At 45.6% G+C, this 18349-nt stretch carries 17 protein-coding genes; 8 read left to right on the forward strand and 9 right to left on the reverse strand.

Annotation, left to right across the window (positions count from 1 at the left end; genetic code table 11):
- The 6 genes from F752_RS0102060 (at nt 1) to F752_RS0102085 (ending at nt 5864) form a co-directional block, all read left to right on the forward strand.
- Nucleotides 1-591, forward strand: a complete 591-nt coding sequence (locus F752_RS0102060) for a sugar transferase (protein ID WP_026135452.1) — start codon at nt 1-3, stop codon at nt 589-591.
- Nucleotides 592-954: 363 nt separating this feature from the next.
- Nucleotides 955-2841, forward strand: a complete 1887-nt coding sequence (locus F752_RS0102065; RefSeq protein ID WP_017730063.1) for a polysaccharide biosynthesis protein — start codon at nt 955-957, stop codon at nt 2839-2841.
- 252 nt (nt 2842-3093) lie between these two features.
- Entirely contained in the window at nt 3094-4119 is a 1026-nt protein-coding gene (gene pheS, locus F752_RS0102070) for a phenylalanine--tRNA ligase subunit alpha (protein ID WP_017730064.1), read from the forward strand.
- Nucleotides 4120-4251: 132 nt separating this feature from the next.
- Nucleotides 4252-5109, forward strand: a complete 858-nt coding sequence (locus F752_RS0102075) for a 3-hydroxyacyl-CoA dehydrogenase NAD-binding domain-containing protein (protein WP_017730065.1) — start codon at nt 4252-4254, stop codon at nt 5107-5109.
- Nucleotides 5102-5539 carry a Rieske (2Fe-2S) protein gene (locus F752_RS0102080; protein ID WP_017730066.1) on the forward strand — a complete coding sequence of 146 codons (438 nt, stop codon included), beginning with the start codon at nt 5102-5104 and terminating at the stop codon, nt 5537-5539. The genes F752_RS0102075 and F752_RS0102080 overlap by 8 nt, the downstream gene beginning before the upstream one ends.
- 70 nt (nt 5540-5609) lie before the next feature.
- Nucleotides 5610-5864, forward strand: a complete 255-nt coding sequence (locus F752_RS0102085; protein WP_017730067.1) for a DUF7218 family protein — start codon at nt 5610-5612, stop codon at nt 5862-5864.
- A gap of 219 nt (nt 5865-6083) precedes the next feature.
- On the opposite strand, the gene F752_RS0102090 is transcribed toward F752_RS0102085, so the two are convergent.
- The 9 genes from F752_RS0102090 to F752_RS0102130 form a co-directional block, all read right to left on the reverse strand.
- A complete protein-coding gene (locus F752_RS0102090) occupies nt 6084-7049 on the reverse strand; it encodes an AAA family ATPase (protein ID WP_026135454.1) in 966 nt (321 codons plus the stop codon).
- A gap of 123 nt (nt 7050-7172) precedes the next feature.
- Nucleotides 7173-8525: a peptidylprolyl isomerase gene (locus F752_RS0102095; protein WP_017730069.1), complete on the reverse strand. Its 1353-nt coding sequence runs from the start codon at nt 8523-8525 to the stop codon at nt 7173-7175.
- Nucleotides 8500-9396: a peptidylprolyl isomerase gene (locus F752_RS0102100; RefSeq protein ID WP_236613964.1), complete on the reverse strand. Its 897-nt coding sequence runs from the start codon at nt 9394-9396 to the stop codon at nt 8500-8502. Before F752_RS0102100 ends, F752_RS0102095 begins: the two co-directional genes overlap by 26 nt.
- A complete protein-coding gene (locus F752_RS0102105; protein ID WP_017730071.1) occupies nt 9383-11638 on the reverse strand; it encodes a peptidylprolyl isomerase in 2256 nt (751 codons plus the stop codon). The genes F752_RS0102100 and F752_RS0102105 overlap by 14 nt, the downstream gene beginning before the upstream one ends.
- 171 nt (nt 11639-11809) lie before the next feature.
- A complete protein-coding gene (locus F752_RS0102110) occupies nt 11810-12244 on the reverse strand; it encodes an ATP-binding protein (RefSeq protein ID WP_236613965.1) in 435 nt (144 codons plus the stop codon).
- Nucleotides 12231-12578, reverse strand: a complete 348-nt coding sequence (locus tag F752_RS0102115) for an STAS domain-containing protein (RefSeq protein ID WP_017730073.1) — start codon at nt 12576-12578, stop codon at nt 12231-12233. Before F752_RS0102115 ends, F752_RS0102110 begins: the two co-directional genes overlap by 14 nt.
- A 95-nt stretch (nt 12579-12673) precedes the next feature.
- Nucleotides 12674-14743 carry a SpoIIE family protein phosphatase gene (locus F752_RS0102120; protein WP_017730074.1) on the reverse strand — a complete coding sequence of 690 codons (2070 nt, stop codon included), beginning with the start codon at nt 14741-14743 and terminating at the stop codon, nt 12674-12676.
- 115 nt (nt 14744-14858) lie between these two features.
- A complete protein-coding gene (gene guaB, locus F752_RS0102125) occupies nt 14859-16328 on the reverse strand; it encodes an IMP dehydrogenase (RefSeq protein WP_017730075.1) in 1470 nt (489 codons plus the stop codon).
- A 197-nt stretch (nt 16329-16525) separates the two neighbouring features.
- Nucleotides 16526-16852 (reverse strand): rhodanese-like domain-containing protein, encoded by a 327-nt coding sequence (locus F752_RS0102130; protein WP_026135457.1) that lies wholly within the window; start codon nt 16850-16852, stop codon nt 16526-16528.
- Between the two features lie 253 nt (nt 16853-17105).
- On the opposite strand from F752_RS0102130, the gene pnuC reads away from it, so the two are divergent.
- Complete coding sequence (gene pnuC, locus F752_RS0102135; protein ID WP_017730077.1) at nt 17106-17735, forward strand: nicotinamide riboside transporter PnuC; 630 nt, start codon at nt 17106-17108, stop codon at nt 17733-17735.
- Nucleotides 17699-18259, forward strand: a complete 561-nt coding sequence (locus tag F752_RS0102140) for an AAA family ATPase (RefSeq protein ID WP_236613966.1) — start codon at nt 17699-17701, stop codon at nt 18257-18259. The genes pnuC and F752_RS0102140 overlap by 37 nt, the downstream gene beginning before the upstream one ends.
- Nucleotides 18260-18349: the final 90 nt, after the last annotated feature.

The raw sequence follows: 18349 nt of genomic DNA on the forward strand, positions 1-18349 counted from the left end.
ATGAAAAGGGTATTCGATCTGTTCCTGGCATCCATTGGAGTAGTAGCTTTATCGCCAGTCTTTGTTGTTTTATTCATATTAATCAGGAAAGACTCAAAAGGCGGTGCTTTTTACTTACAAAAAAGAGTAGGCCGTGGAGGTAAAGAGTTCAACCTCATTAAATTCCGTACCATGCATGTGAATGCAGATAAAAAGGGACTGCTAACGGTAGGAAACAGAGATAGTAGAATAACAAGAATAGGCTTCTATCTTAGAAAATATAAGGTTGATGAACTGCCTCAGCTTTTTAATGTATTACTTGGTAATATGAGCTTGGTAGGACCAAGGCCAGAAGTTAAGAAGTACACTGACCTGTACACTGAAGATCAAAAAAGAGTGCTTACAGTGAAACCTGGCATCACTGACTACGCCTCACTATTTTTCATAAATGAGAATGAAATTCTTGAGAAGGAGGCTTTTCCAGAAGATGCCTATCTGAAAAAGGTTCTTCCTGAAAAGTTAACATTAAGCCTAAGATATGTTGATTCTCAAAGTCTTTGGGTAGACTTAAAAATTATTTGCCTAACATTAAAGAAAATCATCTTTCCTTAGTCTGGGAATAGCAAACAGGACTAGAAAGCAGCTCCACCGCTAGGAGTTTATTTCTTTAGAAACAAAGTTAACTTCCAACCATTCTTTAACAATTGGTGTCTTCATTGTAGCTATGCTCCTTCTTGCTACTGGCTGATCTGCTAAATGTATGAAAATGAGCTAACTTTTAGTAGAGATGTCAGCTACAGGAGCCCTAGTCCACATGATATCTATCTGACTACTAATGATTTTTAAAAACAGAAGAAATCCTTCGGGTAAGATTCATGCTGAATTTTGTTTTTAAAATACAAAAACAGCCCATACCTTTGGCTTAATCATTTACCTTTATATCTAGACAATACATTTATGTCATTCTTGAGAAGCATGTGGGGAGTGTATACGCATAAATATGTGTCACGCTGGCTTATTCTACTTATTGATCTGGCTATAATAGCTGTAGCATATTTATTTACGGCTATTGTAAGCTCCAACCTTAGTCCTGAAAGTTTTAACTGGGCTGAGGCCATGGAAGGTCTTTTCTTTATTACGGGAATTAAATTAATATGTTTCTTAATTTTTAAAACTTATAAAGGGGCCGTTAGATATACGGCTTTTACAGATTTAATTGGCTTTTTTAAGGCACTCTCTGTAAGCACCTTTCTGCTTGTTCTACTAAGATATTCCACAGACATATTTAATGTCAGTACTACCAGTTTGGTGCTTAACACATTATGCAGCTTCTTTCTCTTGATTGCCTTCAGGATTACTGTTAAAAATATTTTCAGGAAGTTCAGTCGTAATCATGAAACTAAAAATGTTTTGATTTATGGAGCTGGAGATCACGGCATTTTAACGTTTAACGCCCTTAATAATGACAACCAGTTTCGGTATAACGTTTTGGGCTTTATCGATGATAATCCATCTAAAAGGGGTAAGAACTTATTGGGAAAGAAAATATTCAACTTAAAAGGAGCCCTTCGCTTAATTGCTAAGCACCATAGTGTGGATGAAGTTATTTTAGCTATACAAAACATTGACTCTAACCGAAAGAAGAGAATCATTAATGTTTTTCTTCAGAAGAAAATTAGCATTAAGAATGTACCCTCTTCTTATAACTGGATTAATGGTAGGTTAAGCAGTGAGCAGATTACAAAGATTAGAATAGAAGATCTCTTAGAAAGAGAGCCTATTCAACTCGACAATTGCAACATTAAAGCAGATGTAAAAGGCAAGGTTATTTTAGTAACCGGGGCAGCAGGCTCCATTGGAAGTGAAATTGTTCGGCAGCTACTACATTACAATCCTAAAAAAATAGTCCTACTTGATCAGGCTGAATCTGCTCTTTACGACCTGAAAAATGATGTAGTAAGATTAAATCCAGAATTTGAAAGTAAAATTCAGCTTAAAATCTGCGATGTAAGTAATAAAGTGGCCATTGAAAGGGTTTTTAAAAATCAGAAGTTTGATATTGTTTATCATGCCGCTGCTTATAAGCATGTTCCAATGATGGAGGATAATCCGTTCGAGGCTATTTTAGTTAATGTTTTTGGGACAAAAAACCTGGCTGATCTTGCCATGGAAAGCTACGTTGAAAAATTTGTTTTTGTGTCCACTGATAAAGCTGTTAATCCTACAAATGTAATGGGTGCTACAAAGAGAGTTGCAGAAATTTACATTCAGTCATTAAATGAGCGAAAGAGCACTAAATTTATTACAACCCGCTTCGGGAATGTTTTAGGTTCAAATGGTTCTGTTGTTCCTCTTTTTAGAAAACAAATTGAAGCAGGCGGTCCTCTTACTGTTACTGATGCCAGAATTACCCGTTATTTTATGACCATACCTGAAGCTTGCCAACTGGTTCTTGAAGCTGGAGCAATGGGGAAGGGTGGGGAGATTTATGTCTTTGATATGGGAGAATCAGTTAAAATTATTGAGATAGCAAAGAAAATGATTGAGCTGTATGGCTATGAAGTAGATACTGATATAAAGATTAAAATTACTGGCCTACGCCCTGGAGAGAAGCTTTATGAGGAATTACTTACGAAAGAGGAAAATACACTTCCTACTCACCATCCAAAAATTATGATTGGCAGAGTTCGTCAGTATGCCATAGAAAAGGTAGCTCGGGATTTTGAAGAATTAGAATATCTACTTTTAAATGGAGGAAATGAAGATGTTGTTTATAAACTTAAAAATATCGTCCCAGAATTTAAAAGTAATAATTCCCAATACGAGAGCCTCGACAATAATGCACTCATGAAAGTAGGATAAAAAAGTCAAAATAGATTAAGTGTTTCATAGCTGCTCCTCCAACTCTCTGGCGGAGCAGCTTTTTTTGTGCCTTCTGCAGAGAAAAACTTCTCTTCTCTTCACTTCATTCAATCATTTTGTAACTTAGTCGTTTAATTATAAGAGGTGCTATGGGTATGCATCAGCAGGGAGGGAGGCCGGCTTGTCCGGGACAGGCTTTACCTGTTGCATCATCGCACCTAAGCTATTAACTCATCAGCATATAAAGGAAGTATGTCAGCGAATATTAATTCCATAAAAGAAGAAATTGAAAGTTACCTTGTAAGTAACCAGGAGGAGCTTGAGCAGTACCGCCAGCGCTTTATCGGGCGCAAGAATATCCTGGCGAGCCTGTTTGCGGAAATGAAGAATATTCCGGCCGAACAGCGGAAAGAATATGGACAGCAGATCAACGAGTTAAAAGAGGCTGCAACGGTAAAGTTTCAGGAGCTCATCCAGTCGCTGGAAGATGAGCAGAGTGTAGGACAGGAAAAACATCCTGACCTTACCCTCCCTCCTCAGCCGGACACCCTCGGCGGTATTCACCCCCTGAGCGCCACCCGCAGCGAAATTATCCGCATCTTCGAACGGATTGGCTTTAATGTTTCTGAAGGACCGGAGATTGAAGATGACTGGCACAATTTTACCGCACTCAACTTCCCGGAGAACCACCCTGCCCGTGAAATGCAGGACACCTTCTTCATCCGCAAGAAACCTGATATCGCGCTGCGCACCCACACCTCCTCCGTGCAGGTTCGGGTAATGGAGAGTGAACGTCCTCCCATTCGCACCCTGTCCCCAGGGCGGGTATACCGGAATGAAGCGATTTCGGCCCGCGCTCATTGTGTGTTTCACCAGGTGGAAGGCCTCTTTATTGATGAGGGTGTGAGCTTTGCCGACCTGAAGCAAACGCTCTATTATTTTGTGAAGGAATTATTCGGCAAGCAGACGAAGGTTCGCTTCCGCCCCTCTTACTTCCCCTTTACCGAGCCAAGTGCCGAAATGGATATTACCTGCATCATCTGTGGAGGTGAAGGCTGTAACATTTGTAAACACACCGGTTGGGTTGAAATTGGCGGTGCCGGCATGGTCGATCCGCAGGTGCTGGAAAACAGTGGCATCGATTCGAAAAAGTACAGCGGCTTTGCCTTTGGCATGGGAATTGAACGAATTACTATGCTGAAGTACCAGATTCGCGACCTTCGCCTGTTTACCGAAAACGATGTACGCTTTCTCCGGCAGTTTAGCTCGCTTACTTAACCAGAGAAAGTAATTTCTTAACACATGCTAAGCCGTGGAGGTAAAAAGGAGGGCTAGAAAGAAGAATGTTAGAATAATGACTACTCAAGCCCCTAAACCTGGAGGAAGCTAAAAGTCATTAAATCAATTTTTATGAAGTTAGAGAATATAAAAACTGTCGGTGTAGTAGGTGCCGGTGTTATGGGACTGGGTATTGCGCAGGTTTGTGCCATGGCTGGCTATAAAACACTTCTTTTCGACTTAAATGGCGAAGCCGTTACACAGGCTTTTGGTCAGATTAAAAAGAACCTCGAAAAAGGCATTGAGAAAGGAAAGGTAACAGAAGCACAAAAGGAAAAAGCGCTTGGAAACCTGCAGAAGGTAGAGGAGCTCCGGAATTTACAGGCCGATTTGATTATTGAGGCAGTGGTGGAAAAGCTGGAGGTTAAGCATCAGCTATTTCAGCAACTGGAAGAAAATAATAGTCCTGATACAATTCTGGCCTCTAACACCTCCTCTATCCCCATTACCCGTATTGGGGCAAAATTAAATCGCCCCGGGCAGTTAGTCGGTGTCCATTTTTTTAACCCGGCTCACATCATGAAACTGGTGGAAATAGTTGCCGGAGCGGCCACTACAACAGATGTTCTAACTACCGCAAAAGCCTTTGCAGAAAAGCTCGGGAAAACAGCGATTGTTGCCCGGGACGCTCCAGGATTTATCGTAAACCGGGTCGCCCGCCACTTTTATGTGGAAAGTCTGCTGCTGGCTGAAGAAGGCGTTGCTGATGTCGAAACAACGGATAAACTGCTGGAAGTATCCGGCTTTAAGATGGGACCATTCCGCCTGATGGACCTGATTGGCGTAGAAACGAATTTCTCTGTTACCACCTCTATGTATGAAGCTTTCTGGCAGGCCCAAAAATTCAGGCCCAGCCGTATTCAGCAGCAAAAAGTAGATGCAGGCTTCTGGGGCAGAAAAAGCGGGAAAGGCTTCTATAATTATGAGTAAGGCAGGAAAACTTCTTTTTAAGCTCCTCCCGCTCTACCTGCTGCTTTTATTTAGCAGCTGTGAGTCGGAGCTACCCGATAGCCCGATTCCTTACGCATATGTAAATGTAGAGATAAACCTGAATGATATCCGCTACCAGATCCTGCAGCAGCCTAACGGCTATATTTACCTGCCAGGTGGTGTGCGGGGCATTATTGTGATTGCTGATGGATTTGGGAACTATACTGCGTTTGACAGGGCCTGTCCCTTTCACCCGGCAGAAGATTGCGCCCTTATAGAGATGCACGAGAGCGGCTTTTATCTCTTCGACGACTGCTGTGGCTCTACCTTCAGTTTATCCGGCCAACCCACCGCCGGCCCTGCCCGTTCGCCCCTACGGCAGTACAATACCTTCCTGAATGGTGATTACCTGATTATTAGCAGCGAATAGCCTCCTTCTTCCTGCAAAACTCCTTTTGTGCTGTTGCGTACATACAAACAGAACCAAACAATAACGTAACATGACTAAGAATCACGGAAGCCATATTAAAAATGATGAACAGTATGAAGCGCTACGCGATCAGGGCTATAGTAAAGAAAAATCGGCCCGTATCGCTAACAGCGATTCTCATAAAACAGGAAAGAAAGGCGGTAAGAGTGCCCAATACGAAGACCGCTCTAAAGAAGAATTGTATAACAAAGCCAAAGAAGTAGGGATTGAAGGCCGCTCTAAAATGAATAAGAAAGAGCTGATTGATGCATTGAGGCATCATTAACCTAAGAGGTGCCACCACGTCGTTAGGCCACCACGATTGGCCATAACTTTCGTTTCCTTTTGGAAAAATGAGGAGAGCTTTTTCATGGAGAGCCTTTTCGCTTCAGGAGGAGAGCCGGGAGAAGTATGTTCTTTTCAACCCAAAGCCGCAGACCGTAAACCACGTTTTCTTTGAACTCCTAAAGGCTACTCCTTTTAAAATTCACTCAATGAGCATCTCCTATAACAGCTCTTCAATGATACGATCTACAGAGTAGCCTTCTGCATCTGCTTTAAAGTTCCGGACCACCCGGTGCCGTAAAATAGGTTTGGCAACGGCCTGTACATCTTCTATATCGGGCGAATATTTGCCATTTAACAGGGCATTACATTTCGCACCCAACACCAGGTACTGCGAGGCTCTCGGGCCTGCTCCCCACTCCAGGTAATTATTAGCCAAGGGGTGAGCTCCTTTTCGGTTTGCGCGGGTTTTGTGTACCAGTGCCACCGCATATTCCACCACATTATCGGCTACCGGCACCCGTCGTACCAGGTGTTGATAGGCGATAATCTCTTCAGAGGTAAGCACCTGCTTCAGCTCCGGGCTTTCATCCGTGGTAGTGCTCTTGATAATATCCACCTCCTCCGCATACTCAGGGTAATCAAGCATAATGTTGAACATAAAGCGGTCGAGCTGGGCTTCGGGAAGTGGATAGGTTCCTTCCTGTTCGATAGGGTTTTGTGTGGCCAGCACAAAGAAGGGGCGCTGCAGCTGAAAAACCTGCCCTGCAATGGTAACAGAATATTCCTGCATGGACTCCAGCAAAGCTGCCTGTGTTTTAGGTGGGGTTCGGTTGATTTCGTCGGCCAGTACAATGTTGGCAAAGACAGGTCCTTTTATAAACTTAAAATTCCTATCCTTATCTAAGGTTTCGGAACCTAATATATCAGAGGGCATCAGGTCTGGCGTAAACTGAATTCGGTTATAGCTAAGATGAAGGGTAGCTGCCAGCGTTTGGATTAGCTTGGTTTTGGCAAGGCCGGGCACCCCTACCAGCAGGCTGTGTCCCTGACAGAAAATGGAAGTCAGCAGCAGTCGTACTACCTCCTGCTGACCAACAATTACTTTTCCTACCTCTTTGGTCAGGGTGGTATAGGATTCTTTCAGCCTGTCTGCCGCTTCTACATCCGAATCAAAAGTCTTCATACGCATAGTTAAAAAATGGTCGCTTGGGGCTGGTCACCCTTGATTGCAGTGATGAAAGATCAGTACCTGTTATTGGTTAGTTAATCTAATAACCAACTACTAAATACTGACTACCAGCCTCCGCTATTCTAAAATATTACAATGATTGTATTCCTCGTCAATATCGATATATACCTCATCCACAGCATCTTCAAACCATTTGGCAACAATCTTGTTCTTTTTCTCCATTAATGCTGCGGCCTGAATCTTCTGGTAATCATCTTTTAAATTGGCACGATGAGGCCTTACTTTATTTTCATAGTAAATGATCCGGACAGCGTCCTTTCCGTCGGCGGTGCGGTAAGGCAATGGTTTTGAAATAGTGCCCACCTCCATGGTATCAATTACAAAGAAAATAGAAGGGTCCAGTTCTTCTACCGAAATTCGGTTGCCCCCTTCCTGATTCAGGAAATAGCCACCACTTGAATTGGTCTGAGCATCGTCGGAATATTCCTTTGCCGCAATGGAAAAATCGATGCTTCCTTCGACAATCTCGGTGCGAAGGCTGTCGAGGTACTGCTCGGCTTCGGAAATATCGAGATTAGAAGAATTTGGCTTAATTAGAATGTGGCGGCTGTTAAAGGTGTTTCCTCTACGCTCTATAAGCTGGATTAGGTGAAAGCCGAATTGCGACTCCACCGGCTTTGAAATATCGCCGGGATTCATTCTTAAAGCAGTTGCTTCATACTCAGGCACCAGTTCTCCTCTTTTACGGAAACCAAGCTCTCCTCCTGTTGCGGCAGACCCCGGATCTTCGGAATATTTTTTTGCCATTTCGGCAAAAGTAGCTTCGCCGCTTATTATTTTCTGCCGAACTTCATTCAGGCGCTCACGCACCCTATTTTTCTGCTCCTCGCTTACCTCCGGCAGCTTCACAATATGTCCTACCGTTACTTCTGTCGAAAAGAAAGGAAGACTGTCGGCTGGCAGCTGGTGGAAGAAGCGCTTTACTTCTGCAGGTGTGATTTCCACATCGCTGGTAATACTTCTGCTTACTTCCTTTATCAGAAGCTGTTCGCGCATTTTATCCTGCAGCTCGGCTTTAAACTGACTCAGCGGCTTTTTATAATAGCGCTCGATTTCTTCCTCTGAGCCCAGTTGCGCCACCATATATTGCATACGCGCATCCAGCTCTGCCGATACCTGCTCGTCCGAAACCGAAATAGAATCTATTTCCGCTTTTGCCAGCATCAGTTTATTCTGCACAATCTGGCGCAGTACATCACATCGGTCAATGTTTCCACTAAACTGGCCCCGCGATACCATATCGAGATAGGAGAGATCCAGCTCCGACTTAAGGGCAATATAGTCATCGACCTTCACGATTATTTCATCGACCACCTGCTTCCTGCTCTGTGCATACAGGCTTTGGCTGCCACACAGAAAGAGAAACAAAAAAGCTAGGGCTGTTTTATTCGGTATAAATTTCAAAGACATCACTCTTTTGGGCTTTTTCATAAATTTCTTTTTCAAGCCGGGCGGCCAACTCTGTTTTTCGTTTATTGATAATAATAGTCTTTATCTGATCGCTCACAAACTCCAGGGGCGAAAGCTCATTGGAGATTTTATGGTCGCTGATCTTTAAAAAGTAAAGGTAATGATCGCCGGAGGTTTCTACATAATTATTTTCCTTTAACCACTGCACCTTATTAGGAATACTCATGAGCGGTGTATTCACTACCAGCTCTTCGAAGTTTACCCAGGCGGCCTCATCCAGCATAAAATCAGTAGCAAAGCGGTAACAGTAGGATTTTAGCAGCTCTCTGTCCTTCTCCTCATCGAGCTTTAAATAGTCGCGCAGCTTGTTAAGGCGGGGTGCTTCTTTGGGTACCTTTATAAAAATACCCCTGATAATATTCTGCTTTAGTTCAAAATTATCCTTATTCGCCTCGTAGTACTCCTTTATTTCTTCTTCAGAAACTTCCCTGTTGAGGGTCGAGTTTACATAGTACTTCTCATACTCGTACACCATAAGTGCATAGCGGTAATCGAGAATTTTACGATCCAGCTCCTGTTGATCGAACTCAATATTGCTGGCCGCTTCTTTAATGAGAAGCTGTTTACGAATCCAGTTATCAATGTAGCGCTTTACCAGCCGGGCACTATCGTCCGGAGCGGCATCCACTGGAACAATATCAGCAAGATCGGTCTGATACAGGAATTCGTCATTTACCCGTGCCACTTTTACCGGAACATCTTCTCCCGGCTCCACTGTTTCATTGCGCAGGCTCAGGTAGTCGCAGGAAGCCAGCATCCCCACCCATATACCCACACAGGCAGTCCGTAATAAGTAATTACTTCGTTTCAATGTTTTCCAGCGTTTGTTCCAACACTTCCTCATTCACTTCTACCGCATACTTTGCGCGCAAAGTATGTACCCATTGCTTCTCCAGGTATTCCTGGTAGTCCGATATTACCTGGCCCCGCACCTCGTCCAGCTTTTTAGGCGCAGGCGGAAGGATACTCCTGATTTCTACAAGATACACCCGGCCTCCTTTTTCCAGCTGATGGGTTCCCGGCTCCCAACTCACGGCATCAACCACCGGATGGTCTCCTTTTTCAAAGGGACCCTGGGTTACCTGCAGGGCAAGAGCCGACTCAGTATTGAACTGCTCCTCCAGTGCTGCAGGCGACTGGGTTAGTAAGCTGGCCGTTGCTTCATTCCCGGAAACAGTACGGAAAGTGTATCGTTCTTTTCCGAGATCAAGAGCCTGCAGGTGCTTGCCTATGTGTTGAACAGCGGCGGCCCGGGCTTTTGGAATCTCAATTTCCAGCAATGCAGTGGAATCCTGCCTCAGCTCATTTACCAGCTGATCGAGCACCTGTACCACTTTTCCCGCCAGCGCATTTTTTGTGCCGGCCTCCCATGCCAGGGGCACTTTTTTTACGAGATAAGGCGATTGCCCCATCATTTTCTCCACCTTCCGGAGCACCTCTTTATCGGAAGCACTGTATACGGTTCCTTCCACACGCTCTCCCCACTGGTACTGGTCGCGGCGAGCCTGGAAAAAGGCTTTAAGACCAGCAGTATCTTCCAGCGCTTTGGTCCACACTTTTTCGTCCATTAGCTGAAAGAGGAGTATACCATCATGATATTCCTGCACCAGCAGGCGGTAATCGTCGTACTTTTCAGCCAGGTGTGCTTCTTCATAAGCCAGTAACTCTTCCTTTTGCCATTGCTCGTACAATTTTTGTAAGTACGATTGTGGAGAGGGGTTACTGCCCTCACGTCCATGCTTTTTAAGCCATGCAGTAAAATCGGCCACAGTATAGGCTTTGTCCTGAAGACTAAAAAGAACCTTTGCGGCCTCTGTGCTATCAGGGGCATAATTGCCTGCCATCAGTTCAGTACCTGCCTTTTCCAGAAGAGCCTTCAGGTTTTGATTGTTTTCCTGCAGTTTATTTTCTTTGCTCAAACGGGCCAGCAGGGCAGCTTCCTGCAGCTGTGCCCGCGAATCGCGGCTAATACGAGCCTGCAGCTCGCCCTTCATTTCTTCAAAGGGAGGAATTTGCTCTGTATCGATCAGGCGAATGATGTGCCATCCATAGGGGGTCCGTACCGGTTCGGATATTTCCCCTTTCTCCTCTAAAGCAAAAGCAGCCTCTTCGAAAGAAGGCACCATATTACCGGTGCTGAACCATTCCAGCTCTCCTCCATTGCTCTTTGTGGAGCGGTCTTCCGAAAACTGGGCAGCCAGCTGCGCCCAGTCGCCGCCTTTCTGGAGTTTCTTATAAATCTCCTCAGCCTTTTCTTTGGCACGATTTACCTCTTCAGGAGAGGCTGTTTCGGGCGTGCGGATCATAATATGGGCAACCTTTACCTTTCCCTGTGAGGGCCGCTTGTCATGCACCTTTACCAGGTGGTATCCGAAGTTTGTTCGCACCGGCATAGAAACTTTTCCTTCGGCGGTATTGTATGCTGCATTTTCGAAGGGGTACACCATTTGTAGCGCAGTAAAGTAGCCAAGATTTCCACCGTTTATGCTGGCGGAGGGGTCCTCGGAGTGTTTCCGTGCAAGAGTGGCAAAATCCTCACCGTTCATAATCTGCTCGCGCAGCTTCATTATTTTTTTATAAGCCGCCAGGGTATCGGCCGGGACGGCGTTGGGTTTTACGCCCAGGAGAATGTGCGATGCATTTACTTCTGTTCCCAGGCGCTCGTAAGCCTCCCGCACCAGCTTCTCGGTTACGGCACTTTCGGTTAGGTAAGGTTTTGCCAGCTGCTTCTTATAGCCTTCCAGTTCATCAATAAAAGCCTGCTCGGTATGCATACCTGCTTCCTTTGCTTCCTGCACTTTTAACTTAAAGTTGATGTACAGGTCCAGGTATTCGCGCAGGTCGTCGGCAGGATTGGCCACCGTATCGCGGCTAAAATTGTTTTTATTGTAAACATACAGGAACTCCTGAAGGGTGGTGGGTTCGCTCTGAACGCTAAAAAGGACCGGCTCTGGGGTTGAAAGGGCTCCGGCTGGAGAAGATTGCTCGGTACTTTTACAGGACAGGCTTAATAGGCTTAAACCTGCAAACCAAAGCAAATATTTTTTTCTCATGAAAACTTGTCTGATAATGAGGGCTCCGTTTTTTAACCAATTGCAATTTTAACGAAATTTTACAACAGAACCATATAAAGAGCAGGCTGAAAATAAATAAGTTAGTCCGGGAATGGGGCAGGTAGGAAAGAAAAAAGCAGGAAGAAAAAGGGAGAGGGAAAGAATTTGCAATCAGGCTTCAGCTAAAGGCATGCGCTTAAACAGACGGCAGATATTACTGTCGCCATTACTTCTAAACTGCACATCGTCCATAATTCTTTTCACGAGCATCAGGCCCAGGCCTCCTTTACGGCGGGCTTTTACAAGCTCCTTCAGCATTGGCTCCTTATAGTTAATAATATTGAAGCCTTCATTATTCCTGTCAACAATTTCGAAGGTAACGCCTTCATTTTCCTCCACTTTAATATGGAGTTCGATGCAGTCAGCAGTACTGGAGGTATTGTAAGAATGAACAATCAGGTTCGCACAAATCTCATCCACAGCAAGCACCAACATATTCAGGTCTATCTCGGAGATGGAGTACTGCCCCAAAGTCTCGTCGACAAAAGACCTGATGGTCTTTAGCTTACTTTTATTACATGGAACCTTTAAACTATATTTCATCATTTATAAGCGATTTCGCCTGGCCCTTGGTTTCAACTATGGTTAATAGCTGATCCAGACCAAGAATTTCAAAAACATTTGCGACCTTCGCATTCAGGCCAAACAGCACAAACTTAGAGCCACTATCTTCGAAATCCTGTATATACGACATAAAAACCCCTAAACCGGCAGAAGAGATATACTGTAAACCTGTGCAGTCAATTACAATATTCTTCTGTCCTTTTTCAATGGCATCACGAATTGCCTTGTCAAGGTGAATAGAGGAGCTTGCATCTACATCTCCCTCTACCTTGATTATAAATATGTCGTGTTCGGACTCTTTTGTGATGTTTATCATCTTAATTTACGCTTAAGAGTTTTTTTAGTTACAGTACAAAAGTACAACTTTAGCAATTTCCTTACAACTAACCGTTATAGCCGGGGGTTTTTCCTTTAACTGAATTTTACAATCATAGTTGTAAAATCATCGTTTATTCCTGTTTTCTTCGTGTGCTCTCTCAGCGCTTCCATCACCTTATTTTGAAGGTCTACAGCATCTTCAGTAACATTTTTCACAACAATCTCCTGCAGGCGCTCCTGACCAAATTCTTCCTGCTGTTCATTTTTGCTTTCCACCACCCCATCGGTATAGAGCACAAGCACATCGCCGGGAGTATACTGCAGGTAATTTTCCTGCAAATGCCCGGCAAACTGTTCATTCCGCAAAATACCAATCCCCATACTTTTATCATTCAGCACCTTTAACTCCCCTGCCTCCTGCTGCCAGAATAAGGCCGGGCAATGGCCGGCCCTGAGAAGCTCAATTTTTTTGCTGCTCACATCTACCATTACATAAGTAAGGGTAATAAAGGTGGCTTTATCGAGGCATTTACTCAGCGCCTGGTTTACCCGCACCACCAGTTCCTTACCCGAGTACCCGAGGTGCACCAGGCTGTGGAGCACTCCCTTAAGCTGCGACATGGCAAAAGCAGCCGCCGTACCATGCCCTGCCACATCGGCGATCACCAGGGCATACTGCTGTTCATTGAGCTTAAAAGTATCGTAATAATCTCCGCCCACCACGTCGGACGACTCGGAATGGACAGCAAGATTAAAATCTTCGTGATGCTCCAGCTTTTCCGGCAGGAGACTCCGCTGTACACGACGGGCAATAGTCAGCTCTTCCTTATATCGCTCATTTTGCAGCGCCTCTTTTAGCAGCCGGCCATTCTCGATAGCGGTACAGCTGTGGTCGGCATAAGTTTTTACCAGGTCCACGGCATCTTTATTAAAGCCTCCCTCCACATCTTTCAGCAACACCAGTAAACCGCTGTGCTCCTCCTGAAGGGTAAGCGGCACGACCATAATCGTTCGGTACACAGAATGAGCCAGACCACCAAGATAGTGACTCTTTTGCTTCTTATTGGTAAAATCCGCCTTAAATACCTTTTGAATACCAGCCTTCCGGATTCCATCAATCACTTCGTTTAACTCTTCTTCCTCAATTTGTCCAAGGAGGTGCACCTCCCCCCCCTCCTTTTTAATCTCCAACCAACCTGCATCCGCATCTACAGCCGACAGGGAGTTTTCAAGCAGCGACTGCCATATATTCTCTTCGGTCTCCTCTTTCTGGTTACTTCGGTTCAGCTTATGAAAGCCCTTAATCTCCTGCAGCTTCTTTTCATATACTGATGAGGTGGGCAGATTGAAAAAAATAACCAGGCAGGACAACAGGCTGTAGAAGACGCAAAACGCCAGCAGGGCCAGCAAAAAGACATCGTCGACCATATTTAGCAGGATGGCCTTATCGCCCTGGTAAACAGTGGCAAAAAAGAAGAAGTAGGACAGGCAGGCGACAATGCCCATCAAAATAAGCAGACTCTTCCATTTCTGGTTAAAATCGAGGTATCCTACCCACTTCAGGTTTACAGATAAGAGAACGCCCATCCCTATCAGCCCCAGCAGTATGGCATTAAAAACAATGGTATGCACCTCAATATTAAACACGCCCAGCACCATGCTGGAGATAAGGGAGTACTCGAAAATCTTCCAGCTAATCTGCAACAGGCGTGATTTCTCGTACAGAACCAGCCGCTTGAATGCTACCAGCAACAACACCAGATAGGTTGAAATAATAGTAAGACTCAGCAGGTAAACAACATTAACAGCAATACCACTCTGAAAAAAGGCCTGCCCATGAAAAATATAGTAAACCGCTTCGATAAAAAAGGAAAAGCTAACGGCTAACACCCCAAAAAGCAGCATCTGCCAGATTAACTGCATAAAATCGAAGCGCTCCACCGGCTTTATTCTGAGCTGCCCGTAAATGTAAACAACCAGCAGATAAAGGTTAAGAGCCAGCTGAGGCACCCAGCCGCTAATTTTAGGACTAATAAGCTCAGCCCTCAAGCTAAGTACGATGAGGAGGTTTACCAGGAGCAGGGCTATCCAGCCCGCATGAGAGCGGAGCGCTCCTGAAGCCTGCACAACAATGGATTTATGATACCTGAAAAAGTCCGACATTCGGGCCACCTGAAAAAAATAAAAAAGGCTAATTAAACTGAATATACGTTAATTAGCCTTTAAAGGTAGTAATTTTTTAAAAAACCTGAAGCATTTTCAGGTGCTTTTGCCCAGATTAGCGGCTGTAATTAGGTGCTTCGCGTGTAATCATTACGTCGTGCGGATGACTCTCGCGCACTCCTGCAGCCGTAATTTTTACAAATTTTGCTTTTTGCAAATCGGGTATAGTAGCCGCTCCGCAATAGCCCATTCCGGCCTTAAGGCCACCGGTCATCTGGTAGAGCACTTCTTCCACTTTACCTTTATAGGGTACACGGCCTACAATTCCTTCCGGCACCAGCTTTTTAATATCATCTTCGGCATCCTGGAAATAGCGGTCTTTCGATCCATCTTCCATGGCTTCCAGCGAGCCCATACCGCGGTACGATTTAAACTTCCTGCCTTCATAAATAATTACCTCACCCGGAGCTTCTTCCGTGCCTGCCAGCAGGGAACCAATCATTACACAGTCGCCGCCACCTGCAAGGGCTTTAACCACATCGCCCGAGAAACGGATACCACCGTCGGCAATAATAGAAACGCCACTGCCTTTTGCCGCCTTGGACGCCTCGTAAACAGCCGAAAGCTGCGGCATTCCTACGCCGGCAATTACACGGGTGGTACAGATACTTCCAGGACCTACCCCTACTTTCACAGCATCGGCCCCGGCCTCAATAAGTGCCTTGGTGGCTTCGCCGGTAGCGACATTGCCAACAATCAACTCCAGCTCAGGGTAAGTTTGTTTTACTTTTCTGGTGGCATCAATTACTCCTTTGGAGTGGCCATGGGCGGTATCGATACTAATTACATCCACACCCGCTTCTTTCAGCAGCTTTATTCTTTCCAGCATATCCGGCGTTACCCCCACGGCAGCTCCTACACGCAGGCGGCCAAACTCATCTTTACAGGCATTGGGCCGGTCTCTGTTCTTCAGAATGTCTTTATAGGTGATGAGGCCGCTGAGCTTACCGCTTTTATCGACAATAGGAAGCTTTTCTATTTTATACTCCTGCAGGATATCTTCTGCTTTATGCAGGTCGATACTGGTATCAGCTGTAATGAGGTTTTCCTTCGTCATAATGTCGCTCACGGGCACCTTCATGTTCTTCTGGAAACGAAGGTCGCGGTTGGTGATAATGCCGAGCAGTTTCCGGTCAGCATCTACCACGGGTATACCGCCAATCTTGTATTCGCGCATAATACGGACGGCATCGGCCACAGTAGAGTCGACCAGCAGGGTAACCGGGTCGAGAATCATGCCACTCTGCGAGCGTTTTACGCGGCGCACCTGCTCTGCCTGCTTATCGGCACGCATATTTTTATGGATAAAGCCAAGGCCGCCTTCCAGGGCCATCGCAATTGCCAGGTCCGCTTCAGTAACCGTATCCATGGCGGCTGACACCAGGGGTATATTCAGTCGGATGTTTTTGGTAAGCTGGGTAGTGGTATCTGTGTCGCGCGGGAGAATCTCGGAATAGCCGGGAAGCAGGAGCACATCGTCGTAGGTCAGGGCCTCGAACAGGAATTTAGAAGAATCGGGAGTCATGGCAAATAAAATTATGGTGGTTTTATTTGCCGGTCAAAAGTACAGATAAACAATGAGCTTTAAAAGTAATTTAAAGCAGCACGATAAAATATTTTCCCCTACAGGCCAGGTACTTTTGCCTGTACCGGCCGAAGAAGGTAGGGCAGCTTCATTATCGCCCTCAACCCCTCCGCCTCAGCACTTTAGACTCCGGCAGATTAATATACCGGCATCTGGTCATTTACCTCCGTAGCCCAGGCGTGGATGCCGCCCTCCAGGTTATACAGCTTGGTAAAACCTAAGCTCTCCAGGTACTCTATGGCATACCTGCTGCGCACTCCATGGTGGCAGGTCACTACTATGGGGCGGTCCTGCGGCAACTCCAGTTCCTTGCTGTGGAGCCTGTTTAACGGCATCAGCACTGTTTCAGCCACTCCCTCAAAATTACAGATGGCATATTCCTCGGGCTGACGAACATCCAGTATCAGCCATTTTTCACCATACTGCAGTCGCTGCTTTAACTCATGCACTTGTAGAGATTTCATTTCTTTTATCTTATCATTTAAGCGCCTGACCGAACATCCATTCTCTCTTCCTTCCTCCAATGGCGGCTATGGGAAAGTCTGCAATTAAGACAAATTAAGTAATTTTACCGAAGATAAAAAGAAAGCATTTATAAGCGACTGATTATCAGGATCGCCCCCTCACCTACAAAATAAAAGAGCCTGCTTTTCTTTAAAACTGGCGTGCTTGTCCAGACTTTTATAGCTTTGCAGCGCGTAACCATTCATCAGGCTTATGAACCTGCAGGAATTTCAGCTTATTATTCGCGAAGCACTCGTGGCCATGACATGGCTGGAAGGCCTGGCGGTTCTCCTTGGCCTGACTTATGTGCTGCTGGCGGCCAGGGAAAGCATCTGGTGCTGGCCGGCTGCCTTCCTGAGCGTCTGTATTTACGTTTACCTTTGCCTGGAGGCCCGGCTGTATGCCGAAACCGGTCTGCAGATTTTCTATTTAATAATGGCAGTAGTAGGCTGGTGGTCGTGGTCGGGCAGAAGTAAAGGTCCGGCTTCGGCAGAAAATTCCCTGCCTATTATCCGCTGGTCCCTCAAAACCCATCTGCTCATTATTTTGGCAAATACAGCGGCTACGCTCCTGCTGGGCTGGACACTGGAGGTGTATACCGATGCGGCCAATCCTCTTCTCGATTCCTTTACCACCGTTTTCAGTCTTTTTACTACCTGGATGGTGACTCAAAAAGTGCTGGAAAACTGGCTGTACTGGGTGGTGATTGATGCCGCCTCCGTTTACCTCTATGCCAGCAGGGATCTTTACCTTACCGCTTTACTCTTCCTGCTATATACTGTTATTGCCATTGCCGGCTACCTGAGGTGGCAGAAGCAATATCAACACCAGCTCAGCGCCTGATGGTTAAGCGCATCATGATCACCGGCCCTGAATCGACCGGCAAGAGTATGCTTGCCCAGGCTCTTGCCGCCCATTACCAAACAGAGTGGGTGCCTGAGGTGGCCCGGACTTACTTAAAAGAAATTGGCCGTCCCTATCAGGAAAGGGACCTGCTGGAAATCGCAAAAGCCCAAATGGCTCTTGAGGAACAGAAAGCCAGGAAGGCCAATCGCCTGCTATTCTGCGACACCGGCATGCTGGTGCTTAAAATATGGAGCGAGCACTCCTATGGCCGCTGCCATCCCTGGATTCTCCGCCAGTGGCAGGAGCATTCCTACACCCAATACCTCCTGCCCGACATTGATATGCCCTGGCAACCGGACCCGCAGCGTGAGCATCCTCACCTTCGCGAATATTTCTTTAAACTGTATAAAGAACATCTGCAGTTGCAACAGCTTCCCTTCCAGGTTATCAGCGGATTGGGAGAAACCCGCTTAAAGCGAGCCATACAGCTTATTGACTCTCTTTTATCGGGTAGTACATAATTTTTCGCCTTTTCGTTTTCATGGCCGCATTTTATCTCTACCTTTGCCGGCAAGAATCCATTAACAAGGGGTGCCCTAATACTTCGGGCT

Origin of the sequence: Nafulsella turpanensis ZLM-10 (assembly GCF_000346615.1) — a bacterium.
Classification (GTDB): Bacteria; Bacteroidota; Bacteroidia; order Cytophagales; family Cyclobacteriaceae; genus Nafulsella; species Nafulsella turpanensis.